Source organism: Amycolatopsis sp. NPDC005003 (assembly GCF_053600695.1).
Genome location: NZ_JBSGAI010000009.1, coordinates 218,508 through 241,257 on the forward strand (window position 1 = coordinate 218,508; position 22,750 = coordinate 241,257).

The following is a 22,750-nucleotide window of genomic DNA, read 5'->3' on the forward strand; positions in this document are numbered from 1 at the left end:
GATCAGCGGTCGCCCGGCCAGATGCCGGGGCAGGTCGCCGACGCCGGACGCCGGAGGGTGAGCAGGAAGTCGTCGATTGCCGCCCGGGCGCAGGGGCTTTCCCGGTAGGCGAGCGTGCCGGGGCCGAGGTACACGAGGTGGCTCGACCCGGGGATCTGCGCGGCGACCGAATCCGCCCACTGGGCCGGCTGCCCCGGCGCCTGGAACGCGTTGACGACCAGGACCGGCAGCGGCTTCGTGATGGCCAGGCGGTGCTGCGGGTTCCCGGTGCCGAACGGCCAGCCGAGGCAGCCGAGGACGTTGAGCCACTGGTTGAGGTTGACGCGCGTGTTCGGCGCGATCGCGCTCTGCGCCGCGACGATCCGGGTGAGCTCGGCGTAGTCGGCGACGGGCAGCTTCCAGTCCTGGCAGAAGCTGCCGTAGGAGAGGCCGCGCCGGAACCCCGCGGGAGCCACCGCACCCTGCAGGCTCATGGCGTGCACCGTGCGGTAGTACTCGGCGAGGTCGTGGAAGTAGACGTCGGGGTAGTCGGCCGAGCCACCGATGCGGGCCGACAGGTCGGCCGGGGTGATCGTGCCCAGCAGTCCCTGCTCGGCCTTGGTGCGCAGGTCGCCGTACAGCGCGCGGACGTCGGTGCCGTGCAGTGCGCAGTCCGGGGCCCGGCCGCACCAGTCCGCGAAGCCGTCGAAGCTCGCTTCCACCGACCACGCTTTCGTGGTCAGGTAGTCCATGGCGGTGGTGACGCTGTGGTCCAGATTCCCGTCGAGCACCAGCGCGCGGACGCGGCCGGGGAACTGCTCGGCGTACATCTGGCCGACGATCTCGTTCTCCCACGTGTGCATGAGGCTGATCTGCCGCTCGCCGAGCGCGTCCCGGATGGCGTCGACGTCGCGGGCTTCGTCGGCGCTGTTGTCGTGGAGGAAGGCGGGGCCGACGACCTTCGCGCACGCCAGGTACCAGTCCCGCATCCCCGAGACCACCCGGTCGAACTGGGCTTGGTCACTGGGGAACAGAGGGGTGTCGGGGTAGGCGACCCGGCAGATCTTGGCGGGTCTCGCCGAGTACGTGATGATGTCGAAGCGGTCCAGCAGGGCGGCCGAGGTGTTCGTCAGCGCCTGGGTGCCCGCCAGGACCAGCACGCCGATCCGGTCGGCGGGCGAAGCCGCGCGGTGGCGGGTCAGGTCGAGGGTGACCGCCGGGCCGCCGGGTGCCTGCCAGTCGACCGGCACGGAGAGCTCGGCGCAGTCCTGGGTGGCGGCCGGGGTGCAGGGTGCCCAGCTGAGCCGCGCGGGCGGCTGCGCGGCGGCCGAGGCCAGGCCCGCCGCGCACACGACCACGGCGCACGAGACCGCGATCAGGCTGCGGATACGCATGTCGTCTCCTCCTGGCTCATGGCCAGATCGCCGGGCAGGTGGTCCGCGCGGGTGCGGTTCGCGTGAGGAGGAAGTCCTCGGCGGCTTGCCGCACACATGGACTGCTCAGGTAGGCGCTGCTGCCCGGGCCCTCGTAGGACAGGGTCTTGGCACCGGGGAGCTGACGGGCGAGCGACGGCCCCCAGTCCGCCGGCTGGAGTGGGTTGAAGGCGCCGGCGACCACCAGGACCGGAACCGGCTTGGTGAGCGACAGCCGGTGCGGCGGGTTGGTGACCGGTCCCGGCCAGCCGACGCAGCCGAGCACGGTGCCCCACAGCAGCCCGCTCATCCGCAGCAGCGGCGCGGAGCGGGCCAGGGCGTCTCGGAGCCGGAGCAGGTCCGCATAGGACGAAAGACCGAAGTTCCAGTCCTCGCAGGCCGCCGGGGACGGTCCGGTGAACGGCGCGGCCGGCCGGGCCGTCCGGGGCGCGACCGGTCCCGCCGCGCGAGCGCTGCCGCCGGCCGCGGTGGCGGCCCGCGCCTCGGGCACCACGGGACGGCTCTGCAGGTCGCGGTTGTGGATGTCCCGCAGGTGCCAGCCGAAGTCCAGCCAGCCGTAGCGGGGGAAGAGCAGGAAGTACTCCGTCGCACTGGCGAGGCTCGGCAGGTCGATCGGATAGCCGCGGAGGTCGAAGAAGGCGTCCTGTTCCGTCTTCGCCCGGAGGTCGTCGTAGAACGCCCTGAGGTCGTGGCCGTACATCGGGCAGACCGGGGTACGGGCGCACCAGTCCGCGAAGGCGCCGTAGGCGCGTTCGGCCGCGCCCGCGAACGCGCTCAGGTAGCCGGCGGCGGTGCCGACGCTGTGGTCGGCGTTGCCGTCGAGCACCATCGCTCGCACGCGAGCCGGGAACCGCTCGGCGTAGAGTTCGCCGACGATGTCGCCGCCGGTGGTGCTGAGAAAACTGATCTGCGGTTCCCGCAGAGCGCCCCGGATGGTGTCGACGTCGTCCGCTTCGCTGGCGCTGTCGAGGCGGCGCCACAGGGCGCCGTAGGCCTCGGCGCAGCGGGTGAACGCGGCCCGGTTTTCGGTGCGCAGCTGGGCGAAGTCCGCTTCGTTCCGCGGAAAGTAGGTGACATCGGTGGGCTTCGCGCAGCCGGGGGCCGGCCGCGGCGCCGCGTCGAGACTGCGTTCGGTGTAGCCGACGACGTCGAACCGCGCCCGCAGTGCCGGGGACACCAGCTGGACAGGCTGGCCGGGCGGCGAGATCAGCACGCCGAGCCGGGTGCCGGGGCCGGTGGCGCGGGCCCGGGTGAGTTGCAGGGTGGTGCTGCCCTCCCGGGGGCGGGCGTGGTCGACCGGCACCCGCAGCGCCGCACAGTCCACTGTGGAGTCGGCGGCGCAGGCGGACCACCGGATTCCGGCCTGGTCGAAGGGTTCGGCACCGGCCGGGACGGGGGACGCGGTGAGCACGAGTGAAAAGGCGGTGACGGAGGAGATCAAGCCCTGCTTCACCGGAACCCCCGATCGTCGGATCACTATATTTACATTAAGTATGTTGTCCGTCAACGTGCGCTGCGAACAGACCTCAGGACAGGTGCCGGACGAGCCTGGCCGCGGTCTCGGCGGGGGAGGGCAGGGCGGCGATCTCGGCGCGGACCTCCGCCGCGGCGGCGCGCGGCCCGTCGTCGGTGAGCAGGGCGGCGATCATGGCGGCGTCGACCTCGTCGGCGGTGGTCACCCGCCCGATGCCGCGCTCGCGCACGGCCAGCCCGGTGACGTGCTGGAACTGGTCGCGCGGATCCGGGGCGAGCAGCTGGGCGGTGCCCGCGTCGACGGCTGTCAGCGTGCTGCCACCCCCGCCGTGGTGGATCACCGCGGCGCAGGTGCCGAGCAGGGGCCGCAGGGGTGCCCACCCGATCGAGCGGACGTTCGGTGGCAGCGGGAGCAACGGTCCGACGTCGATGTCGCCCAGCGCCAGCACGAACTCGGCGTCGACCTCGGCGGCCTCGGCGACCAGGCGTTTCAGCGTGCCGACCCCGAAGGTCTGCAGTTCGATCGAGCCCATTGTGACGGCGATCCGCGGCCGCTCGGGCGGGTGCAGCAGGTCAGGGGAGAGCAGCCCGCCGCCGTCGAAGGGCACCCAGCGCATGAACCAGCCCTCCGGCGGGCCGGCCAGCATGCTCGGCGGGAAGAACTCGATGGTCAGGGCCGGGGCCGGCAGGTCGATGCCGTAGCGGTCGACGAGGTCGGTGAGGTGGGCCGCGACCGCGGTGTGCAGGCCGTGGGTCCGGAAGCCGCCGAGGTTGCGCTGGACGGCCGGGATCCCGCGGTACGCGGCGGCGAACAGCCCGCTGGTGGCACCCTGGTCGTAGACGACCAGGTCCGGCCGCCACCGTTCCGCCGTGCGCAAGGTGCCCTCGATCAGGGGCCGGTTGACCCCGGCCAGCGCGACCGCCCACGGCACCAGGTCCACCGCGGGTTTGCTGGCCACGGTCCGCGCGAAGTCGGGGTGCTCGCGCGCGGTCCGTTCGAAAATCGCCACCGAGTCGTAGTCCGGGGCGACGTCCACGACGTCCAGGCCGGTGGCGGCGGCGCGGTCGACGTGTTCGGCGATGGCGACCAGCACCTCGTGGCCGGCCGTCCGCAGCGACCAGGCCAGCTGGACCAGCGGGAAGAAGTGGCCGAGCCCGGGAACCGAGCAGAACAGCACGCGCATGAGCGTCCTTTCCGAGGGATGGCCGGCCTCACCAGCCGGACCGGATGGCGTCGACCACATGGGCCCGGTCGTCTTCGGACAGCCACCAGCCGACGGGCAGGTGGACGATGCGGTCCTGCACCGAGTCCAGCCCGGGCAGCCGGCCGGCCGAGCCGGGCACGCAGCTGTGCAGGTCGTTGCGCCGGACCATGACCGTGGTCATCACGCCGGCATCGGCGAGCTTGCGCATGAAGTCCGCGCGCCGGTCGACCTTGAGCGGGTACATCCAGAAGGCGGGCTCGCGGTCGTCGGCTCGCTCGGTCTGCTCGAGCCCCGGCACGTCAGCCAGCTCCTTGTCGAAGAACCGGGCGTTGTCCCGGTGCTTGAGCAGCATCTTCTCGGCCGGTGCGAGGTTCGCCAGCCCGATGCCGGCGGCGATCTCGGTCATCTGGAACCGGTAGCCCCACTCGGTGACGTCGTAGCTGCCGGCGACCCGGTCGGCGCTGCGGTCGATGCCGAACCACCGGAGCCGCCGCGCGCGCCGGTGGGCCGCGGCGTCGGGGAACGCGACGAGGCCGCCGCCCGCCCCGCAGGTGAGGTGCTTGATCGCCTGGAAGCTGAAGACCGCGATGTTCCCGTGGGTGCCCAGCGGTGTGCCGTGGTAGGTGGCACCCCAGGCGTGTGCGCAGTCCTCGATGACGACCGGCCGCGTCCCGTGTTCGGCTTCGGCGCGGTCCAGCACCGCCGCGAGCCGGTCGAGGTCCACCGGGTAGCCCGTCCAGTGCACGACGACGACGGCCCGGGTGGCCGGGGTGATCTTCCGGCCGAGGTCGTCGAGGTCGACGTTCAGGGTCGCCGGGTCCACATCCACCCACCGGATCCGCAGGCCGGCGGCGCGGATCGCCCAGTTGGTGGCCTCGAACGTCAGCGGGGTGCTCAGCACTTCGCCCGGACTGCCCGCGGCCAGCCGGACCGCGAGGGTCAACCCCGAAGTCGCGCTGTTCACGGCCACCAGGTGCGGGTTCCCGATCCGGGTGCGCAGCGCGGCTTCGAACTGCTCGACCTTGCGTCCGTGTTCCAGCTGGCCGCTGGCGAGCACGGCGGCCACCTCGTCGAGCGCCGTCGGAGCCATCGCGACCTTGAACAGAGGGATCATCGCCGGCTCCCCACGGCCCTGAGCGAAGGAGATGAGAATATCTTTTTACAGCAAACCTGGAGGCAGCTCAATGGAGTGCGCGCATATGTCCTGTAAGAGTCGGCTCGCGCCTTCGTGGCCTTGTAGGGTAGATTGAATTAGATGTAGTCTTTGCGGGTTCGGAGATCACCGCGGGTCGCTGATCGAGGGGGACCGATGCTCCTGTCGAGCGCGACGTCGACGAGGCTGTTCACCACGCCCGGCGCGGACGCCTCGATCGGGTTCTCGAAGTCGGCGGCGGTGCGCGAAGGGGTGCGGACGCCGACCGACCGGTTCCACGAGTGGTTCGCCGAACGCGGCGCGCACACCCGCCACCGCGTCGAACGAGTACCGTTCGACCGGCTGAGCGGCTGGCGGTTCGAGGAGCGCACCGGCGATCTCGTGCACCACAGCGGGAAGTTCTTTTCGGTCGCGGGCCTGCGGGTCCGGACCGACCACCGCGAGGTTCCCGAGTGGACGCAGCCCATCATCGTCCAGCCGGAGATCGGCATCCTCGGCATCCTGGTGAAGGAGTTCGACGGCGTCCTGCACTGCCTGATGCAGGCGAAGATGGAGCCCGGCAACGTCAACCTCGTCCAGCTTTCCCCGACCGTGCAGGCCACCCGCAGCAACTACACCCGCGTGCACCAGGGCAGTGCCCCGCCGTACCTGGAGCACTTCATCGGCCGGCGCCGCGGCCGGGTGCTCGTCGACGTCCTGCAGTCCGAACAGGGCGCCTGGTTCCTGCACAAGCGCAACCGCAACATGGTCGTCGAGGCCGACGGTGACGTCCCGGAGCTGCCCGACTTCCGCTGGCTGACCCTCGGGCAGATCCACGAACTGCTCCACGTCGACAACCTGGTCAACATGGACTCCCGCACGGTCCTGTCCGGAATCCCGTACGCGACACCGGACATCGGCGATCCCGGCAGCGCGCTGCACGACGCCGCCACCGTGCTCAGCTGGTTCACCGAAGCGAAGTCCGAACACGAGCTGTGCCAGCACCGGCTCCCCCTTTCGGCGGTACGCGGCTGGACGAAGACCCCGGACCGGATCGACCGCCCCGACGGCCGGTACTTCAGCGTGATCGGTGTGGACGTCGAGGCCGGCAACCGCGAGGTGGCCCGCTGGAGCCAGCCGATGATCGCGCCGGCCGGGCGCGGCCTGCTCGCCTTCGTCACCAAGGAGATCGCCGGAGTCCGGCACCTGCTGGTGCAGGCCAGGACCGAGGCGGGCACGCTGGACGTCGTCGAGATGGCCCCGACCGTGCACTGCACCCCGGCCAACTACCGCGACGCCGCGCCCGGCCACCGGCCGCCGTACCTCGACTACGTGCTCGGCGTTCCCCGCCGCGCGATCCGGCACGACGTCGTGCACTCCGAGGAGGGCGGCCGGTTCTACCACGCCGAAAACCGCTACCTCGTGGTCGACGCCGGCGACGAGGTCGACCTCGCCGTGCCACCCAGCTATCTGTGGATCAGCACGGCCCAGGCGAGAGACCTGGTGCGCCACGGGAACCACTTCAACGTCGAGGCCCGCAGCCTGATCGCGGGCCTGCTGCCGTTCGGGTGACGGTGGTGTGCGCCTCCCGCCGTCCGCTCGCCTTCGGTGTCCTCGGCTGCGGTGACGTCGCCCGGCGCAGGATGTTGCCCGCGCTGGCCGTGACGCCGGAGGCGACCGTCGCCGCGGTCGCCAGCCGGTCCGCGGCGAAGGCGGCGGCGGTCGCCGCCCGGTTCGCCACGGCCGCGGTGTGCGGTTACCAGCCGCTGCTCGAACGCGGCGACGTCGAAGCCGTCTACATCGCGGTGCCGGCGGCACTGCACGCCGAGTGGATCCGGCGGGCGCTGCTCGCCGGAAAGCACGTACTGGCCGAGAAACCGCTCACCACGAGCTGCCCGGTGACCGCCGAACTGGTCGCGCTGGCCCGCTCGCTCGGGCTGGTGCTGCGGGAGAACTTCACGTTCGTCCACCACTCCCGCCACGAGTACGTGCGCGCGCTCGTGGCCGACGGCGGGATCGGCGAACTGAGGACGTTCCAGGCGACGTTCGCCGTCCCGGCCCGGCCACCCGGGGACATCCGGTTGTCCGCCGAACTCGGGGGAGGCGCCCTGCTGGACATCGGCGGCTATCCGCTGCGCGCGGCCGGCTTCTTCCTCGGCACCGAACTCGAGGTGGTCGGTGCCGTGCTGCGTCCGGACGTCCGGCACGGGGTCGACGCGGGCGGTGCCGTGCTGGCGCGCGCGCCGGGTGGGGTGACCGCGCAGCTCACGTTCGGCATCGACGACCAGTACCTCTCGGAGTACCGGCTGACCGGCAGCACGGGCCGGATCAGCGTGGAGCACGCGTTCACGACCCCGGCGACGCTCGCGCCCGTCGTGGTGCTCGACCGGGCAGGCCGCAGCGAACGACGGGTCCGGCCGGCCGAAGACCAGTGGAGGGCGGCGATCCGGGCGTTCACCCGGGCCTGCCGGAGCGGCGGTGGCGACGACCGGGTGATCACGCGTCAGGCGGCGTTGCTCGACGACGCCCGTGAGGCCGCTTCATCGAGGGGGAGGCTGTCATGACCGACCGGAAGGCCCGGATCCTGGACGAAGTCCGGGCGTACCACGTCGAAGCCGGGGCGTCCGAGTTCGTTCCCGGGGTGACGCCGATCCTCTCGTCGGGGGCCGTGCTCGACGCCGAGGACCGCGTCGCACTCGTCGAGGCCGCGCTGGACCTCAGGATCGCCGCCGGGGCGACGTCCCGGAAGTTCGAGCGCGAGTTCGCCGGCGTGTTCGGGCTGCGCAAGGCACACCTGACGAACTCCGGGTCGTCGGCCAACCTGCTCGCCCTCACCGCGCTGACCTCACCCCGGCTCGGCGACCGCCGCCTGGTGCCCGGCGACGAGGTGGTGACGGTCGCCGCGGCGTTCCCCACGACGGTCAACCCCATCGTCCAGAACGGCCTGATCCCGGTGTTCGTCGACATCGAGCTCGGCACCTACAACACGACCGCGGAGCGGGTCGCCGCGGCGATCGGCCCGCGGACCAGGGCGATCATGATGGCGCACGCGCTGGGCAACCCCTTCGAAGCGGCCGAGATCCGCGCGCTGGCCGACGAACACGGTCTCTTCCTCGTCGAGGACAACTGCGACGCCGTCGGGTCCACCTACCGCGGCCGGCTGACCGGCACCTTCGGCGACCTGGCCACCGTGAGCTTCTACCCGGCCCACCACATCACCACCGGCGAAGGCGGCTGCGTGCTCACCGGCGACCTCGGCTTGGCGCGGATCGTCGAGCAGCTGCGCGACTGGGGCCGGGACTGCTGGTGCGAGCCGGGGGAGGACGACACCTGCGCCCGCCGCTTCGGTTTCCAGCTCGGCACCCTGCCCCGGGGTTACGACCACAAGTACATCTTCTCCCACGTCGGCTACAACCTGAAGTCCACCGACCTGCAGGCGGCGCTCGGGCTCAGCCAGCTGCCGCGGATCGGCGCGTTCGGCGCCGCCCGCCGGCGCAACTGGGCGCGTCTGCGCGACGGGCTCACCGGCCTGCCCGGTCTCCTGCTCCCGGAACCCACCCCCCACAGCGATCCCAGCTGGTTCGGCTTCGTCCTCACCGTGCTCGCGGACGCGCGGTTCACGGCCGGCGAGCTCACCGGGTTCCTGGAGAGCCGGGGCATCCGGACGCGCCGGTTCTTCAGCGGCAACCTGACCCGGCACCCCGCCTACCTCGACGTCCCGCACCGGCTGGCCGGCACGCTGGTCAACTCCGACATCGTCACCGAACGCACCTTCTGGATCGGCGTCTACCCGCAGCTCACCACGGTGATGATCGACTACGTGATCGACTCGATCAGGGAGTGCGTGTGCGATTCCGACCGCTGAGGGTGCCGGGGAGCTTCCTGCTCATCGGCGACCGCGTCGCCGATGCCCGCGGTCACTTCGTCGAGGCCTACCGCCACGACGAAGTGACCGCCCACACCGGTATCGAGTTCGAGCTGGCCCAGGTGAACGTCTCGGTTTCGCGGAAGGACGTCCTTCGGGGAATCCACGCGACCCGGCCGCCCGGCCAGGTGAAGATCGTGACCTGTCACCGCGGTGCGATGCTGGACGTGGTGGTCGACATCCGCCGTGGTTCGCCCACCTACGGCGAGCACGCCAAGGTGGTGCTCGAACCCGGGAGCGGCCGGTCCGTCCTCATCGGACCCGGCCTCGGCCACGGTTTCCTGGCGCTGGCCGACGACACCTGCGTCGGCTATCTCTGCTCGACGCAGTACGAGCCGGGAACCCAGCTCGACATCGACCCGTTCGATCCGGAGCTCGCCGTCGACTGGGGCGCGCGGGACCGCCTGGTGCTGTCCGAAAAGGACCGCAACGCACCCCGGCTCGCCCAGCTGGCCGAGACCGGGCTGCTCCCGGCGTACCGGGAACTGCCGTCCGTGCCATGACCGGCCTCCGCCCGAACTTCGTCCCAGCCGGGAGGACACCATGAGCGACTGCCGGATCTGCGGCGGCGTCGTCACGCCGTTCTTCGACTTCGGGCGCCAGCCGATGTCCGATGCGTTCCTCACCCCGGAGGAACTGCCGGACGAGTTCTTCTTCCGGCTCGAGGTGGGGGTCTGTGGGTCCTGCACGATGGTCCAGCAGCTCGAAGAACTGCCGCGGCGGCGCATGTTCCACGAGCGCTACCCGTACCGCTCGTCGGGTTCGGCGTTCATGCGCCGGCACTTCAGGCGAGCCGCGCGCGAGCTGGTCGCCGGCCTGCCGGGCCCGGACCCGCTGGTCGTCGAGATCGGCTGCAACGACGGTGTGCTGCTCCGCTCGGTCCGGGACGCGGGTGTGCGCCACGTCGGTGTCGAACCGTCGGCCGGGGTCGCCCGGGTCGCCCGGGACGCGGGGCTGCGGGTGCGTGCCGAGTTCTTCGACGAGTCCTCGGCGGCGGCGATCCGGGCTGCCGACGGTCCGGCGGACGTCGTCTACGCGGCCAACACGATCAGCCACATCCCGTACCTGGATTCGGTGTTCCGCGGCGTCGACACGCTGCTGGGGCCGGACGGCACCTTCGTCTTCGAGGACCGGCACCTGGGGGAGATCCTCCGGGCCAACGCCTTCGACCAGATCTACGACGAGCACTTCTACCTGTTCAGCGCCACGTCGGTCCAGGCAGTCGCGGAGCGCTTCGGCTTCGTGCTGGCCGGGGTGCGGCAGCTGGACGTGCACGGCGGTGCCGTGCGCTACACGCTGGCCCGCGCCGGCCGGCGGGAACCGGCACCCGCGGTCGCCGAGCTGGTGGCGCGCGAACGAGCGGACGGGCTCGCGGACCCGGCGACCTTCGCGACGTTCGCCGGCTCGGTGAAGCAGATCCGCGAAGACCTGGTGGGGCTGCTCGGGGAGCTGCGCGCGCAGGGGCGCACCGTGGTCGGCTACGGGGCGACGGCCAAGAGCGCGACCGTGACCAACTACTGTGGCATCGGACCGGACCTGGTCGGGTTCGTGTGCGATTCGACGGTCGCGAAGCAGGGGCTGCTCACTCCCGGCGCGCACCTCCTCGTGCGTCCCCCGGCCGCGTTCGCCGATCCCTACCCGGACTACGGCCTGCTGTTCGCCTGGAACCACGCGGCCGAGATCATGGCCAAGGAGCATGCCTTCCGGGCCGCCGGTGGGCGGTGGATCCTCTACGTCCCGGGTGTTCACGTGGTGTGAGCGGCCGGTCGCTGGGCACGCATCCGGTGCAGGGCTTCGTCGATCGTCGCGAAGCGGACACCCAGCACCCGGCGGGCCCGTGCGTTGGACACCGAGAGGTTGCGGGCATAGGGCCGATCGCCCGGGGTGACGTGGTCGGCGAGCTTTCCTCCGGGCAGCGGCATTCCGGTCAGCCCGAAGGCCTCGGCGACGCGTTCACCGAGTGCGTGGGGTGAGAGCGCGGTCGAGCCGGCCGCGTGCAGGATCCCCGTCGGCCGCCGGGCCGCGATGCTCCGGAACGCCGACGCGAGGTCGTCGATGAACGTGGGCGTGATCAGCGTGTCGGTGAACAGCGGGCCCACGCTTCCCTCGGCCAGGCCGCGCAGCAGCCGCCGGACCAGGTCCTCCTTCGCGGGGAACGCGGCGCGGAACGGGAACGACGGGCGGAGGATCAGATGCTCGCCGCCCGCCGAGCGCACCTCCTCCTCCGCCCAGGCCTTCGTGCGGCCGTACCAGTCCCGCGGGTTCACGGCGTCCTCTTCGGTGTAGCTGCTGTCCTTGGTGCCGTCGAACACGTAGTCCGTGGAGACGTGCACCAGGTAACGGCCGTGCCGCCGGCACGCCGCCGCGACGTTCCTGGTGCCGAGGACGTTCACGCGGTAGCACGGGCCGCCGAGATCGCCGCGTTGGCGCCAAGCGGCGGCCGTGTCCGTGAAGGCGGCGAAGTGCACGATCGTGCCCGCCGCGCAATCGCCGGTCGCCCGGTCGACGGCGGCGGCGTCGGTGATGTCGCAGCCCAGTGGCCACCAGCCGAGCTCCGGGGTCAGTTCCCGGACGCGCGATCCGACCAGGCCGGTCAGTCCGGTCCCGGCGAAGCTCGGCTCAGCCCGCGGAGACACGCTCGAGGTAGGCGGTGATCTCGTCCGCGGCCCGCGCCCCGCCACCGGCTTCGCGGATCTCGGCCCGCATCGCGCGGACGCGGGCCCGGGTCGCGTCGTCGCCGTCGAGCTTGCGGACGAGGGCGGCGACCGACTCCGCCGTCACCTCGCCGGGTTCGAGGGCGTACCCCAGTCCCAGCTCCGGCACGCGCCGCGCGGTGGGCTCGGCTTCGGCGGAGTGCGGGGCGACGATCAGCGGGCAGCCGTGGTACAGCGCCTCCATCAGCGTGCCCGTCGCCCCGTGCGTGACGCACACCCGCGCGTGTTCGAGCACCGCGAGGTGGGAGATCCACTGGTGCACCTCGACGTTGGGCGGCAACGGGCCCAGCGACGCCGGATCCAGCTCCCGGCCGACCGACATCACCACGTGCCACGGGGTCCCGGCGAAGGCCGCGGCGCACTCGCGGAAGAACTCCGAACGCCGGTTGTGCGTCGTGCCCAGGGAAACGAGGGCGACCGGCGCGCCGCCGGCCGGTGGGTCCCAGCGTTCGGCCAGGCGATCGCGGGTGAAGGACGGGCCGACGAACGCGAACCGGTCGTCGAACGTGTCGGCCGCGACCTGGAACGCCCGGGGCACGAACACCACGTTGAAGTCCTCGATCGCGTCCCAGAACCGCCGGATGGGCTGCCGGATCCCGTACATCGCCAGCACTTCCGTCATCTTCGCCCGGAAGTCGTCCAGCTCCGCGGGATGGCGGTACCCGGCGGTCTCCCAGATGGCGTCGAAGATCGAGTAGTGCTCGTTCGCGGCGAGGATCGGGTACAGCCGGACCGCCGGCCGCCGCCACCGGGCGGCCAGCAGCCGCCCGGCGATGAACGGGAAGACGTCGTAGACGACCAGATCGGGCGGGTCGTCACCGAGCTGGTCCTCCGCCGCCTCGAGCAGCGCCAGGTTTTCCGCGAGGTACAGCAGGTGCATCCGCGTTTCGGCGTCGGCGCCCTCGATGATCGCCGGTACGTCCGAATCGGCGATCTCCGAGCCGTAGCGCAGAGCCCGCGCACCCGCCTTCTCCACCGCGCCCGTGAACTCCTCGGTGGTCACGTAGCTGACCCGGTGGCCACGGGCGGTCAGTTCGGCGACGACGGCCAGCGACGGGTAGACGTGACCGTGCCCCGCGACGTTGACGAAGGCGATGTGCTGCGGTCTCGGCATGACGGCTAACCACCCACGGCGGCCACGTAGTCGTCCCGCAGCTCCATCGCGCGCTCCCAAGCGGACCAGGTGATCTCCTTGTCGTCGAGCCGGGCCTCGACCACTTCGAGCGCGGCCTGCCAGCCGGCGCCGAGGTCGGGGGCCTGCTCGCGGCCGTCGAACGTGTAGGTGAACAGCAGCTTGCAGCCGCCGTGGCCGTCGTCGGTCAGTTCCCACCGGAGGACTTCACCGCTCCACGTGTACTCGAGCAGGTGCGGCGGCTCGACGACGGTCATCTGGCCCTTGGTGACGGTGTCGGCGCTGTTCTCCAGGCCGAGGCGCTGCTTCGCCTCGTCGGTCATGTCGAACTTGATCTCCGCGCCGGGGGTCAGGTCGAACGTGACGGCGGCGGGGAACCAGGCCAGCAGTTCGTCCCGCTCGGTGAGCGTGCGCCAGACCCGCGCGGGCGGGTGGGCGAGAGTGCGCTCGAAGCGCAGCGCCAGGCGGTCGTCCTCGGTGGAGTTCACGGTGCCAAACACGAGCTCGGGTTCCCTTCGAGTGGACGGCGTCCGGCCGGGCCGGCCGGACGGGGGTAGGGCGCGACCCCGAGTATAACAGCAAGGGAATATAGCTGGCACGGCATCTATCGCGACGCTCCGCGTCCGGCCGCCGGGACGCCCAGGAGACCAGCCCAGAACGAATACCGGTGCTCCGCCGCGAAGTCCACCCGCCGGACGGCGCCGGGATCGGGCGCCAGTGACTGGACGTATCGATTCCGGGTGTCGAACGGTGGCCACCACGGCGACCGTCCACCGTTCGGGTCGCCGGTGTGCGCGAACCGCGTCCAGTACGCGATCATCTGGTCCGACAGCCGCCGCTGGGCGGGGTCGAGCGGGTCGTTGTACGTGATCGCGAAGAGGTACGGCAGCTCCATCGTGTGCCCGGCGCGGATCACCGCGGGCCGGTCGAGCCCGACGAAGAACGGGGCCGCTCCGTCGGCGAACTCGTAGGCGTGCACCGGCACCTGCCTGGCCAGCAGCAGATCGGTTTCGAGGGTCGGCTTCGCCCAGGAGGAGTCGGTCTGCAGCGCGGCCAGCGTCGCCGCCGCGCAGGCGTCGGCGGCGCACGGGTACTCCGCCCGGACCCGCTCGGCCAGCGGACCGAACGCGGCGTCGGTCTGCTGCACGTAGTCGTCGTGGGTGGTCGGGCGCTGGAACAGCCGCTCGGCCCAGCCGATCATGAACGACTGCTCGTCGTGGTTCATCCCGGTGAGCACCGGCACGCGGGTGAAGGCGCCGTCGGCGAGAGCTTTCGCGGGCTCGCGCGGCAGGAAGGGGCCACCGAACACCGGCGCCCAGCCCACCCCCTGGTCGTTCGCGGCCAGGAGCGTCGTCACCGGGATCCGCCGCAGGCACGCGGCGGTGTCCGGGCCGGCGCAGCCGAGCTCGGCCGCGATGGCCTCGCCCTGCCGCTCGGATTCGGGACGCGCCCGGGACACGGTCGCCTCCGGCAGGGGCGAGGAGACCCCGCACGGCCAGCTCTGGACGACCACCCGCCGGAACAGGCCGGCCGCCGACGGCGAAGCGAGCTGCGCGCAGATGCTGTCGCCGCCGGAGGACTCCCCGACGAGCGTGACGTTGCCCGGGTCGCCGCCGAACGCGGCCGCGTTGCGCCGCACCCAGCGCAGCGCCGCCCGCTGGTCCTGGAGGCCGAAGTTGCCCGACAGCTCGCCCGCGGGATCGTCGTCGAGCGCCGGGTGATCGAGGAACCCGAAGGGGCCGAGCCGGTAGTTGACCGTCACGACGACGACGTCGCCTTTCGTCGCGAGCGGCGCGCCACCGTAGTTGGCGCCCGCGCCGAACACCAGGCCGCCCCCGTGCAGCCACACCATGACCGGGCGCCGGCCGCGGTCGGTGCGAGGCGTGGTGACGTTGAGGTACAAGCAGTCCTCGCTGGTACTGGGCACGCTCATGGGGTTGCCGGGGGAGTCCTGCGGGCAGGCGTTGCCGGGCCGCGTCGCGTCGCGCGGAGCGGTCCACGGCGCCGGCGGGCGCGGTGCCGTCCAGCGCAGCGGGCCGACCGGGGGCGCGGCGTACGGGATTCCCGTGAACTCGAGGTGGTCGGCGTGGACGGTTCCGGTCACCGGCCCGGCATCGGTCCGCGCGACCGCGGCCGAGGACGCCGCGGACGCCGTCGGGACGAGGAGCGTGGCCAGCACCGGCAGCCCGGCGGCGAGTGCGCGGAGGCGCGATCTGTCCATGGCCTCGATGTCCTTCCCGGTCGGATACGGCGGTCAGGCGGTGCGCACACCCGCGAACACGCCGGTCGTGAACGGGGGGCCCGGGACGAACCCGCTCGTGCACCCGGCCGCGGTGAACGCTGCCACGTAGTCCTCGCGGGTGAACGGCGTGTGCAGGTGGGTCTCGGTGAAGTGCTCGATGCCGTCCGGGTCGGCGACCAGGCAGTGGATTTCCATCCGCGTCGTGCCGTTCTGCCGGACGGTGCGCGACACGCGGGTGATGGCACGGTCGCCGTCCCGGACGACGTCGCAGCCGACGTAGCGGTCGATGTAGCGCTCCGGGAACCACCACGGTTCGACGACCAGGACCCCGCCGGGATGCAGGTGTGCCGCCATCCGCCCGATCGTCGCGGTGAGCTCCGCGGTCGTGCGCATGTACCCGATCGATCCGAAGAGGCAGGTCACCGCGTCGAACCGCCGGTCGAGTGTGAAGTCCCGCATGTCCAGCGCGTGCACGAGCACGTCGGGCAGCTTCTCCTTGGTGATCGCGAGCATGCTGGGGGACAGCTCGAGGCCTTCGACGTCGGCGAAGTGCTCCCGCAGGGTCCGCAGGTGCTCGCCGGTGCCGCTGGCGACGTCGAGCAGCGACGTCGCGCCGGGATGGCGGGTACGGACCAGATCGGCGACCGCGAGGGCTTCGGCGTGGTAGTCCTTGCCCCGCGCGCGGTAGATCAGGTCGTAGACGGCGGCGAGCTTGTCGAACACGGTCACTCCTGCCTGCGCCGGGCGGCCACCAGCATGTAGCTCGGTTCGGAAACGGCGAGGCAGTCGCGGAAGACGGTCTGGAACTTCGCCACCATTTCTTCGCCGTAGAGCTCGGTCAGTTCGGCGCGCTGGCGGTCGACCTGCTCGATCATCCGGACGTGGTGCTGGGCCGTGGGCACGGTGATGTCCAGGTACTCCTGGGGGTCGAAGCCCGATTCCCGCAGCAGGGTGAAGTACCGCGCGAGCGGCAGCAGGTCGCCGTTGAGGGTGAACCGGCGATACTCCTCGACGATCTCGAGCCTGCGGCCGGTCAGCGGCACCCGCTCGTAGAAGTCGGTCAGGGCCAGCCGGCCGCCCAGGCGCAGCACCCGGGCCAGCTCCCGGAACACGACGCCGCGGTCGGGCATGTGCACCAGCGACTCGATGGCGAGGACCGCGTCGAACGAGCCGTCCGGATAGGGCAGGTCCGCGGCGTCGACGAGGTCGAACGACACCTTCGCGGCCAGCCCGGCGGCTTCGGCGCGGGTGCGGGCCGCCTCGATCAGCGCTTCGCTGGTGGCGATGCCGACGACCTGCGCGCCGGTCCGCTCCGCCAGGCGGAGCGCGGGACCGCCGAGGCCGCAGCCGACGTCGAGCACCCGCACGGCCTCTCCGAGCCGGTCGAGCACGAGATCGGTCAGCCGGTCGGTCGCCTCGGCGATCGAGGCCGGGTCGTCGGGTGCGGTCCAGTATCCGAAGTGGACGTTCACGCCGGCGAGCCGGGTGATGAGCGGGATCGCGGCGTTGTAGAAGGCCGCGACGTCCTCTTTGGCCGGTGTGTACGGGACGGTCATGCGTTAACCTCCGGACAGTCCCGGTGTCGCCGAATAACTTTCAATTACTATAGTGAAATTGCCGGAAAGGTCAACCTGTCACCCGATGCGTTCGCCGAGCCGCGCCTCGAGCGCGTCGGCTGCGGCGGCCGCGCCGCCCGCCCCGCGGACGCACCGGCCCATCTCTGCCGCGCGCCGGCGCATGGGCTCGTCGGCGAGTGTCGCGGAAACGGCGTCGCGCAACCGTTCTCCGTCGTCCTCCCCGAAGGGCAGCAGCACGCCGAGGCCCAGCTCCGCGACGCGGCGGGCGACGGGCATCGCGTCCGGGGACTGCGGGGCGACGACCAGGGGCAGGCCGTGGCCGAGTGCCTGCATCACCGTGCCGACCCCGCCGTGGGTGACGCAGGCCGCGCTGTGCGCCAGCACGGCCTGGTGCGACACCCAGTTGTGCGCCTCGACGGACGGCGGCAGCGGCCCCAGCGCCGCGGCGTCCACCCACGGCCCCAGCGAAAGTACGGTGTGCCAGGGCATCGCGCCGAACGCGGTGGCGCAGTTGCGGAAGAAGTCCGGCCGGTCGCCGAAGGTCGCCCCGAGGGACACCAGCACCACCGGCGGTCCCGGGCGCGGCGGCGTCCAGTCGCCGAGCAGGCCGCCGTCGTCTTCGCCGGGGCCGGCGAAGACGAACCGGTCGTCGAAGCTCGGCCCTTCGACCTGGAACTCCCGGGGGATGAACACGACGTTGAAGTCGTCGATGGCGTCCCAGAACTCGTCGAGGTCCTGGGTGACGCCGAAGTCGTCGAGCAGGCTCCGCAGCGCGGCGGCGAACCGGCCGAAGGTCAGGGGTTCGGCGAAGCCGGCCTCGGCGACGACCGCGCGGGAGTAGGAGAACCTCTCGTTGGAGGCGAATCCGGCGTGCAGCCTCGCGGAAGGACGGCGCCAGCGGGTGGCCAGCAACCGCCCGGCGATGAACGGGAAGGAGTCGAAGACCACCATGTCGGGTGGGGCATCCGCGAACCGTGCCTCCGCCGCCTGCCGGATGGCGTCGTTCTCCTTGAGGTAGAACAGGTGCCCGGTGGCGCCGTCGTCGGCTGCCTCCAGTACTTCGGCCGGGTTCACCGACGCCATCGGGGACGTGTAGAGCACCGGCTCGGCGCCGGCGGCGGCGATCGTCGGCGCGAACTCGGCCGAAGTCACGTAGTGGACGCGGTGCCCGCGGCGGGCCAGCTCCGCGATCGCCGGCAGGGACGCGTGGACGTGGCCGGCGGCCGCGACGTTGAGGACGAGGATCTCGTACGCCATCGGGACTCCGTCCGGCAGAGGTGGTCCGAGAGCCAAAAAGATAATCTAACATATAGTTATCTGGGGGTGGTGCTCGTGCCCGGCGCTCCGCGGAAGCCGTTCCGGTTCGGTGTCGTGCTGTTCTCCGCGACCTCGCGCGCCGACTGGGTGGGCAAGTGCCGGGCCGCCGAGTCGCTCGGGTACGACGTGCTCAGCGTCCCGGACCACCTCGGGCTGGCCGCCCCGCTCCCGGCGCTCGTGCTCGCCGCCGAGGCCACCCGGCGGCCGCGGGTCGGCACCTACGTGCTGAACACCTCGTTCCACCATCCGGCCGGGCTGGCGCGCGACGCCCAAGCCGTGCAGCGGCTGATCGACGACCGGCTCGAGCTCGGGCTCGGCACGGGGTACGTCGAAGCGGAGTTCGCGGCCGCCGGCCTGCGGCTTGGCTCGCCGGCCGAACGGTTCGGCCGGCTCGCCGGAACGGTCGCCGAGGTCTCGGCCCTTCCGTCGCCGCCGCGGCTCCTGCTCGGCGGGGACGGTCGCCGGGTGCTGCGGCTGGCCGCCAAGACGGCCGACGTGGTGAGCTTCCTGGGGACCCGCCCGGGGCCGGCCGGCCGGCGGGTCCTGGTGGACGCGGCCGAGCTGGCCACACGGGCGGCATTCGTCCGGCGGACCGCGGGAGCCCGGGACCCCGAGCTCAACGTCCTGGTCAAGCACGTGGTGCTGACCGGGGACCGGCGGGCGGCCGCCGGGAGCCTCCGCCGCTTCGGTCCCGACCTGACGCCGGATCAGCTACTGGCGGTGCCCACCCTCTGCGTCGGCACCGCCGCGGAGATCGCCGAGCAGCTCCGGCGGGTCCGGGCCGAAGCGGGATTTTCCTACGTCACCGTGCCGGAGTCGTCGATGCGCTCCTTCGGCCGGGTGATCGAGCGACTCGGCTGATGCCCCGCGACTTCGGCGCCTATCTGGTGGTGGCGGTGCTCGTCGTCGTGGTCCCGGGGCCGGACTTCGTCCTGATCGTGCGCACCGCGACGGCGTACGGCCGGCGGCCCGGGCTCCACGCCGGGCTCGGCGTGGTCAGCGGGCTGCTGGTCCAGGGGGTGGCCGCGGCGTTCGGGCTGGCCGGCCTGGTGGCCGGGTCGGCTGTGCTGTTCGACGGGGTGCGGCTGGCCGGTGCCACCTACCTCGGCTGGCTCGGCGTCCAGGCGCTCCGGTCGGCGGCGTCCTCGGCCGATGCTCCCGCGCCTGGGCGGGGGGAGGCCGGCCGCGCCTACCGCCAGGGACTGTTCACGAACGTGACGAACCCGAAGGTGCTCGTGTTCTACCTGTCCCTGCTCGCCCAGTTCGTCGACCACACGCGACCCGCGCTGCCGCAGGTGTTGGTGCTGGCGGCGGCCCACGCTGTCATCGGCCTGCTCTGGACGCTGATGGTGCTCGGCGCGGTCGGCCGCGCGCAGCGGGTGCTCGACCGGCCACGGGCGGGCCGCTGGGTGTCGGGGCTGGCCGGGCTGGCCTTCCTCGGGCTGGCCCTGCGGCTGGTGCTGACCGGCGGCCTGGCCTGAGCCGCCGCTCAGTCAGTCGGGGAAACTGGCCGAGGAAATCAGTCGAGGAAATCGGGAACGGCGAGGCCTCGTCCCTCGGCTTCGGCCACCTCCTGTACCAACGCGGCGACGGCGAGGTCGAGAACGCCGAGGCCGAACGGGGAGAAGACGGTCACCGCGGTCGCGTCCCTCGCCGGGGCCCGGGTGCCGTCGAGGTGCTCGCCGAGGGTGCCGTGGAGGAACCCGCGGCCGCCGCTGAGCTTTTCGGCCAGGTGGACCGACGTGTCCTCCCGGCAGACGTGGTCCACGTCGTCGACCACGTTGCGGCAGGTGAGCAGCGACCGCGGCGTCAGGTCCCGCAGTGACACGTGGAGCACGAGCGTGCCGGGGACACAGCTGTCGAGCCCGGTGTGCGGGCGGGCGGCGGTGGTCGCGAACGAGACGAGCCGGTGTGCGGCGAGCGCGGTTGCGGGGTCCGCGGCTTCGGCCACGGCCAGCCGCGGCCACTCCGAGGCGCAGCGCGCGGCGAACTCGGCGCAACGCCGCGCGTCGAGGTCGAACAAGGTCACCGCACGCAGACCGGGAAGCACGAGCCGGAGGAACCGGAGGACCTCGAAGTTGATCACCCCGCAGCCGATCAGCGCCACCCCGTCGTCGGGTCGCGGCCCGGTCAGCGTGGCGGCCGCCAGCGCCGCGCTCGCTCCGGTTCTGCGCGCCGAGATGAGCGACGCCTCGACGAGGTGCTCGGGCCGCCCGGTCCGCGGCGAGTTCGTCACGATCACCGCGCTGGCGCGGTCGAGCCCGTCCGCCAGGTTGCCGGGGAACGACGCGACCCACTTCATCCCGGCGACCGGCCGCTCGCCCCCGAGGTAGCCGGGCAGGCTGATGATCCGGTCGCGGGGCGAGCCGGGGAATCGCAGGAACACCGAATGCGGCAACGAGGTGTGCCCGGCGCGGTGGGTCAGGTAGGCGGCGCGGACCGCCGCCAGCACGGCCGCCTCACGGCCGGTCAGGATCGCGTCGACGTCACGGCGCCTCAAGATCAGCATCGCTGGTCACGTCCAGGTGCCGTTCCAGCGCGTCGAGGCGTTCCGACCAGAGCAGCCGGTACGGCTCGAGCCACCGGTCGAGCGCGACCAGCGGCTCCGGCTGCAGCTCGTAGATCCGGCGCTGGGCATCCCGGCGCGCTCGGACGAACCCCGCGTCGCGCAGGACCTTGAGGTGCTTGGACGTACCGGGCTGGGACAGCCCGAGCTGTTCCACCAGCTCGCTCACGGGGCGCGGGCGTTCGAGCAGCAGTTGCAGGATGTCGCGGCGAGCAGGCTCGGCCAAGACGGCGAAGGCATTGGCCATGTCCCGAGGATAACCGCTGAGGGAGGCCGCCGCGACGGAGTGGCGTGCGCATCACGGCCGCCCGGGCGGGGAGAACTCCACCCCGTCCTCGGCGTAGCCGGCCAATGCCGAGCCGACGTCGATCCCGCGGGCGCGCACCCAGGCGTCGTCGTAAAGCGTGTCGGCGTACTTCGCGCCGTCGTCCGGGCAGACGCAGACCGACAGCCCCGGGTCGCGCCCCTCGGCCAGTTGCGCGAGGCAGGCCGCGACGGCCGCACCGCTCGACCCGCCGACCCGTAGCCCCGCTTGGGTCGCGAGCAGCCGGCAGACGGCCACGGCGTCCGCGTCGGCGACCGCGGCCACCTCGTCGAGGTTGCCGGGGCGGACGAACTGCGAAGGACGGCTCGCGCCGTGGCCGTCGAGGTGCCGGGGGTGCGCCGGTCCGCCCAGGGCCACGGAGCCGACCGCGTCGACGCCGACGATCCGCGGCGGCCGGTCCGGGCGCGCGGCACGCAGGAAGGCGGCGATTCCCGCGACGGTGCCGCCGGTGGATGCCGCGACGAAGACGTGGTCGGGTGCCGGGCCGGTATCGGCCAGTATCTCGGGGCCGGTGCCGGTGAAGTGCGCGGCCGGGTTGGCCGGGTTGCCGTACTGGTTGGTCCAGTGGGCACCGGGCACGCTGTCGACCAGCGCGGCGACGAGCGCGATCCGGTCGGCGAGGAAGCTGCCCGTGCGGTCGGCTCGCCCGGCGGTCTCGATCCGGGCGTGAAAACGCCGCATCAGCGCCAGGTTGTGGGCGGAGGCCCGCGGATCGACCACGGCGACGAACTGGTGGCCACGCAGGTGACAGAGGGCGGCGAGCGCGGCGCCGAGGTTGCCGGAGGTGGACTCCACCACGGTCAGGCGCTCGCCGGGGTAGGCCATCTCGAGCGAGCGAAGCAGGCTGTAGGCGGTGCGGTCCTTGACGGAGCCGAGCGGGTTGAGCCCCTCGAGCTTGAGCAGGACGCTCCGGTCGGTCCCGCGGAACCTGAGCCGGACCCGGACCATCGGCGTGCGGCCGATCCGGCCGGTGAGCTCCGCCCAGTCGCGCGGGAGCGAGCGGGCCGGCTCCGCGGCCACCGTCGCGCTTCCGGGGTTGCCCATGCGGCCTCCGGGTGCCGGGAGAAGGTGATCAGACGGCGAGCATCATGCGCTGTCCGGGCAGGTCGCAGCCTTGTTGCGCCAGAGTAGATACTCTAACATATAGCAAACGCGGGGTTCCTGAGTCACCGCGACCGAGGAAGTGCCCATGTTCGAGAGGTTCACCGGTGACGCCCGGCGTGTGGTGTTCCTGGCTCAGGAGGAGGCCAGGGCACTCGGCCATGGCCGGTGCGGGCCGGAACACCTGCTGCTGGGGCTGATCGGCGTCGGTGACGGGCTCGCCATCCTGGTACTCGGCATCGAGCCGGCCCGTGCGCGCGAACAGGTCGCGCGGCTCGGAATGCGCAGCGCGCACCCGCCCCGGCACGTCCCGTACGCCGAGCACACGCAGGTGATCCTGACCCGGTCGCTGTTCGAAGCGTTGCGGCGCGGGCATTCCCAGGCGGGCACCGAGCATCTCCTGCTCGGGTTGCTTGACGGCTCGGAGGTCGTCGCGAAGCTACTGACCCGGCTCGGGGCCGATCCCGGAGGGCTGCGCGAGCGGCTCCAGCTGGTGCTGGCCGGAAACGTCGCGCAGAAGGCCGGAGCCGACCCGGCCGCCGGCGCAGCAGTCGAGGGAGTGCACATGTTTGAGAGGTTCACCGACCGCGCGAGGCGGGTGGTCGTTCTGGCTCAGGAAGAGGCCAGGA

Annotated in this window: 22 protein-coding genes; 8 read left to right on the plus strand and 14 right to left on the minus strand. The window is 72.2% G+C overall.

The features are described from left to right. Positions 1 to 2 precede the first annotated feature (2 nt). From ACWED2_RS13750 to ACWED2_RS13765, 4 genes are read right to left on the minus strand one after another with little or no spacing between them, the layout of a single operon-like run. Positions 3 to 1,373, minus strand: coding sequence for an alpha/beta hydrolase (locus ACWED2_RS13750; RefSeq protein ID WP_449690792.1), 1,371 nt, complete (start codon positions 1,371 to 1,373; stop codon positions 3 to 5). A 16-nt stretch (positions 1,374 to 1,389) separates the two neighbouring features. Then, positions 1,390 to 2,889 carry an alpha/beta hydrolase gene (locus tag ACWED2_RS13755; RefSeq protein WP_449690793.1) on the minus strand — a complete coding sequence of 500 codons (1,500 nt, stop codon included), beginning with the start codon at positions 2,887 to 2,889 and terminating at the stop codon, positions 1,390 to 1,392. Between the two features lie 49 nt (positions 2,890 to 2,938). Continuing rightward, entirely contained in the window at positions 2,939 to 4,069 is a 1,131-nt protein-coding gene (locus ACWED2_RS13760) for a nucleotide disphospho-sugar-binding domain-containing protein (RefSeq protein WP_449690794.1), read from the minus strand. A gap of 28 nt (positions 4,070 to 4,097) precedes the next feature. Continuing rightward, the gene (locus ACWED2_RS13765) at positions 4,098 to 5,204 is read right to left on the minus strand and encodes a DegT/DnrJ/EryC1/StrS family aminotransferase (protein WP_449690795.1); all 1,107 of its coding nucleotides are present in this window, start codon (positions 5,202 to 5,204) and stop codon (positions 4,098 to 4,100) included. A 195-nt stretch (positions 5,205 to 5,399) separates the two neighbouring features. Here ACWED2_RS13765 and ACWED2_RS13770 point away from each other — a divergent pair, with 195 nt between their 5' ends. Genes ACWED2_RS13770 through ACWED2_RS13790 form a run of 5 tightly spaced genes read left to right on the plus strand, consistent with a single transcriptional unit; the run spans position 5,400 to position 10,905 of the window. Next, positions 5,400 to 6,794: an NDP-hexose 2,3-dehydratase family protein gene (locus ACWED2_RS13770; RefSeq protein WP_449690796.1), complete on the plus strand. Its 1,395-nt coding sequence runs from the start codon at positions 5,400 to 5,402 to the stop codon at positions 6,792 to 6,794. Positions 6,795 to 6,799: 5 nt separating this feature from the next. Further along, entirely contained in the window at positions 6,800 to 7,786 is a 987-nt protein-coding gene (locus ACWED2_RS13775; protein WP_449690797.1) for a Gfo/Idh/MocA family protein, read from the plus strand. Next, on the plus strand, positions 7,783 to 9,087 hold the full coding sequence (gene rfbH, locus ACWED2_RS13780) for a lipopolysaccharide biosynthesis protein RfbH (RefSeq protein WP_449690798.1): 1,305 nt from the start codon (positions 7,783 to 7,785) through the stop codon (positions 9,085 to 9,087). Before ACWED2_RS13775 ends, rfbH begins: the two co-directional genes overlap by 4 nt. After that, positions 9,069 to 9,650 carry a dTDP-4-dehydrorhamnose 3,5-epimerase family protein gene (locus ACWED2_RS13785; RefSeq protein ID WP_449690799.1) on the plus strand — a complete coding sequence of 194 codons (582 nt, stop codon included), beginning with the start codon at positions 9,069 to 9,071 and terminating at the stop codon, positions 9,648 to 9,650. The genes rfbH and ACWED2_RS13785 overlap by 19 nt, the downstream gene beginning before the upstream one ends. Before the next feature lie 40 nt (positions 9,651 to 9,690). Then, positions 9,691 to 10,905 carry a methyltransferase domain-containing protein gene (locus ACWED2_RS13790; protein ID WP_449690800.1) on the plus strand — a complete coding sequence of 405 codons (1,215 nt, stop codon included), beginning with the start codon at positions 9,691 to 9,693 and terminating at the stop codon, positions 10,903 to 10,905. Here the strand turns inward: ACWED2_RS13790 and ACWED2_RS13795 are convergent. The 7 genes from ACWED2_RS13795 to ACWED2_RS13825 form a co-directional block, all read right to left on the minus strand. Next, a complete protein-coding gene (locus tag ACWED2_RS13795) occupies positions 10,893 to 11,783 on the minus strand; it encodes an SDR family oxidoreductase (protein WP_449690801.1) in 891 nt (296 codons plus the stop codon). The two genes, ACWED2_RS13790 and ACWED2_RS13795, sit on opposite strands and share 13 nt — an antisense overlap. Further along, the gene (locus ACWED2_RS13800) at positions 11,767 to 12,975 is read right to left on the minus strand and encodes a macrolide family glycosyltransferase (protein ID WP_449690802.1); all 1,209 of its coding nucleotides are present in this window, start codon (positions 12,973 to 12,975) and stop codon (positions 11,767 to 11,769) included. Before ACWED2_RS13800 ends, ACWED2_RS13795 begins: the two co-directional genes overlap by 17 nt. A gap of 5 nt (positions 12,976 to 12,980) precedes the next feature. Beyond that, on the minus strand, positions 12,981 to 13,481 hold the full coding sequence (locus tag ACWED2_RS13805) for an SRPBCC domain-containing protein (protein WP_449690803.1): 501 nt from the start codon (positions 13,479 to 13,481) through the stop codon (positions 12,981 to 12,983). Positions 13,482 to 13,597: 116 nt separating this feature from the next. Then, positions 13,598 to 15,214: a carboxylesterase/lipase family protein gene (locus ACWED2_RS13810; RefSeq protein ID WP_449690804.1), complete on the minus strand. Its 1,617-nt coding sequence runs from the start codon at positions 15,212 to 15,214 to the stop codon at positions 13,598 to 13,600. Between the two features lie 33 nt (positions 15,215 to 15,247). After that, positions 15,248 to 15,958, minus strand: a complete 711-nt coding sequence (locus ACWED2_RS13815; RefSeq protein WP_449690805.1) for a class I SAM-dependent DNA methyltransferase — start codon at positions 15,956 to 15,958, stop codon at positions 15,248 to 15,250. 2 nt (positions 15,959 to 15,960) lie between these two features. Next, positions 15,961 to 16,791: a class I SAM-dependent methyltransferase gene (locus ACWED2_RS13820; RefSeq protein ID WP_449690806.1), complete on the minus strand. Its 831-nt coding sequence runs from the start codon at positions 16,789 to 16,791 to the stop codon at positions 15,961 to 15,963. A 78-nt stretch (positions 16,792 to 16,869) separates the two neighbouring features. After that, the gene (locus tag ACWED2_RS13825) at positions 16,870 to 18,069 is read right to left on the minus strand and encodes a macrolide family glycosyltransferase (protein ID WP_449690807.1); all 1,200 of its coding nucleotides are present in this window, start codon (positions 18,067 to 18,069) and stop codon (positions 16,870 to 16,872) included. A gap of 66 nt (positions 18,070 to 18,135) precedes the next feature. Between ACWED2_RS13825 and ACWED2_RS13830 the strand changes: the two genes are divergently transcribed. Together ACWED2_RS13830 and ACWED2_RS13835 are read left to right on the plus strand one after the other, a co-directional pair. Further along, on the plus strand, positions 18,136 to 18,990 hold the full coding sequence (locus tag ACWED2_RS13830) for a TIGR03621 family F420-dependent LLM class oxidoreductase (protein WP_449690808.1): 855 nt from the start codon (positions 18,136 to 18,138) through the stop codon (positions 18,988 to 18,990). Then, positions 18,990 to 19,610, plus strand: a complete 621-nt coding sequence (locus ACWED2_RS13835) for a LysE family translocator (RefSeq protein WP_449690809.1) — start codon at positions 18,990 to 18,992, stop codon at positions 19,608 to 19,610. The genes ACWED2_RS13830 and ACWED2_RS13835 overlap by 1 nt, the downstream gene beginning before the upstream one ends. 38 nt (positions 19,611 to 19,648) lie before the next feature. On the opposite strand, the gene sbnB is transcribed toward ACWED2_RS13835, so the two are convergent. The 3 genes from sbnB to ACWED2_RS13850 are packed head-to-tail and all read right to left on the minus strand — an operon-like array spanning position 19,649 to position 22,064. Beyond that, the gene (gene sbnB, locus ACWED2_RS13840) at positions 19,649 to 20,638 is read right to left on the minus strand and encodes a 2,3-diaminopropionate biosynthesis protein SbnB (protein WP_449690810.1); all 990 of its coding nucleotides are present in this window, start codon (positions 20,636 to 20,638) and stop codon (positions 19,649 to 19,651) included. After that, a complete protein-coding gene (locus tag ACWED2_RS13845; RefSeq protein WP_449690811.1) occupies positions 20,616 to 20,942 on the minus strand; it encodes an ArsR/SmtB family transcription factor in 327 nt (108 codons plus the stop codon). Before ACWED2_RS13845 ends, sbnB begins: the two co-directional genes overlap by 23 nt. A 51-nt stretch (positions 20,943 to 20,993) precedes the next feature. Continuing rightward, complete coding sequence (locus ACWED2_RS13850; RefSeq protein WP_449690812.1) at positions 20,994 to 22,064, minus strand: pyridoxal-phosphate dependent enzyme; 1,071 nt, start codon at positions 22,062 to 22,064, stop codon at positions 20,994 to 20,996. Between the two features lie 145 nt (positions 22,065 to 22,209). On the opposite strand from ACWED2_RS13850, the gene ACWED2_RS13855 reads away from it, so the two are divergent. Then, positions 22,210 to 22,750: Clp protease N-terminal domain-containing protein (locus ACWED2_RS13855; RefSeq protein WP_449690813.1), on the plus strand; the 541-nt coding region annotated here is incomplete at its 3' end.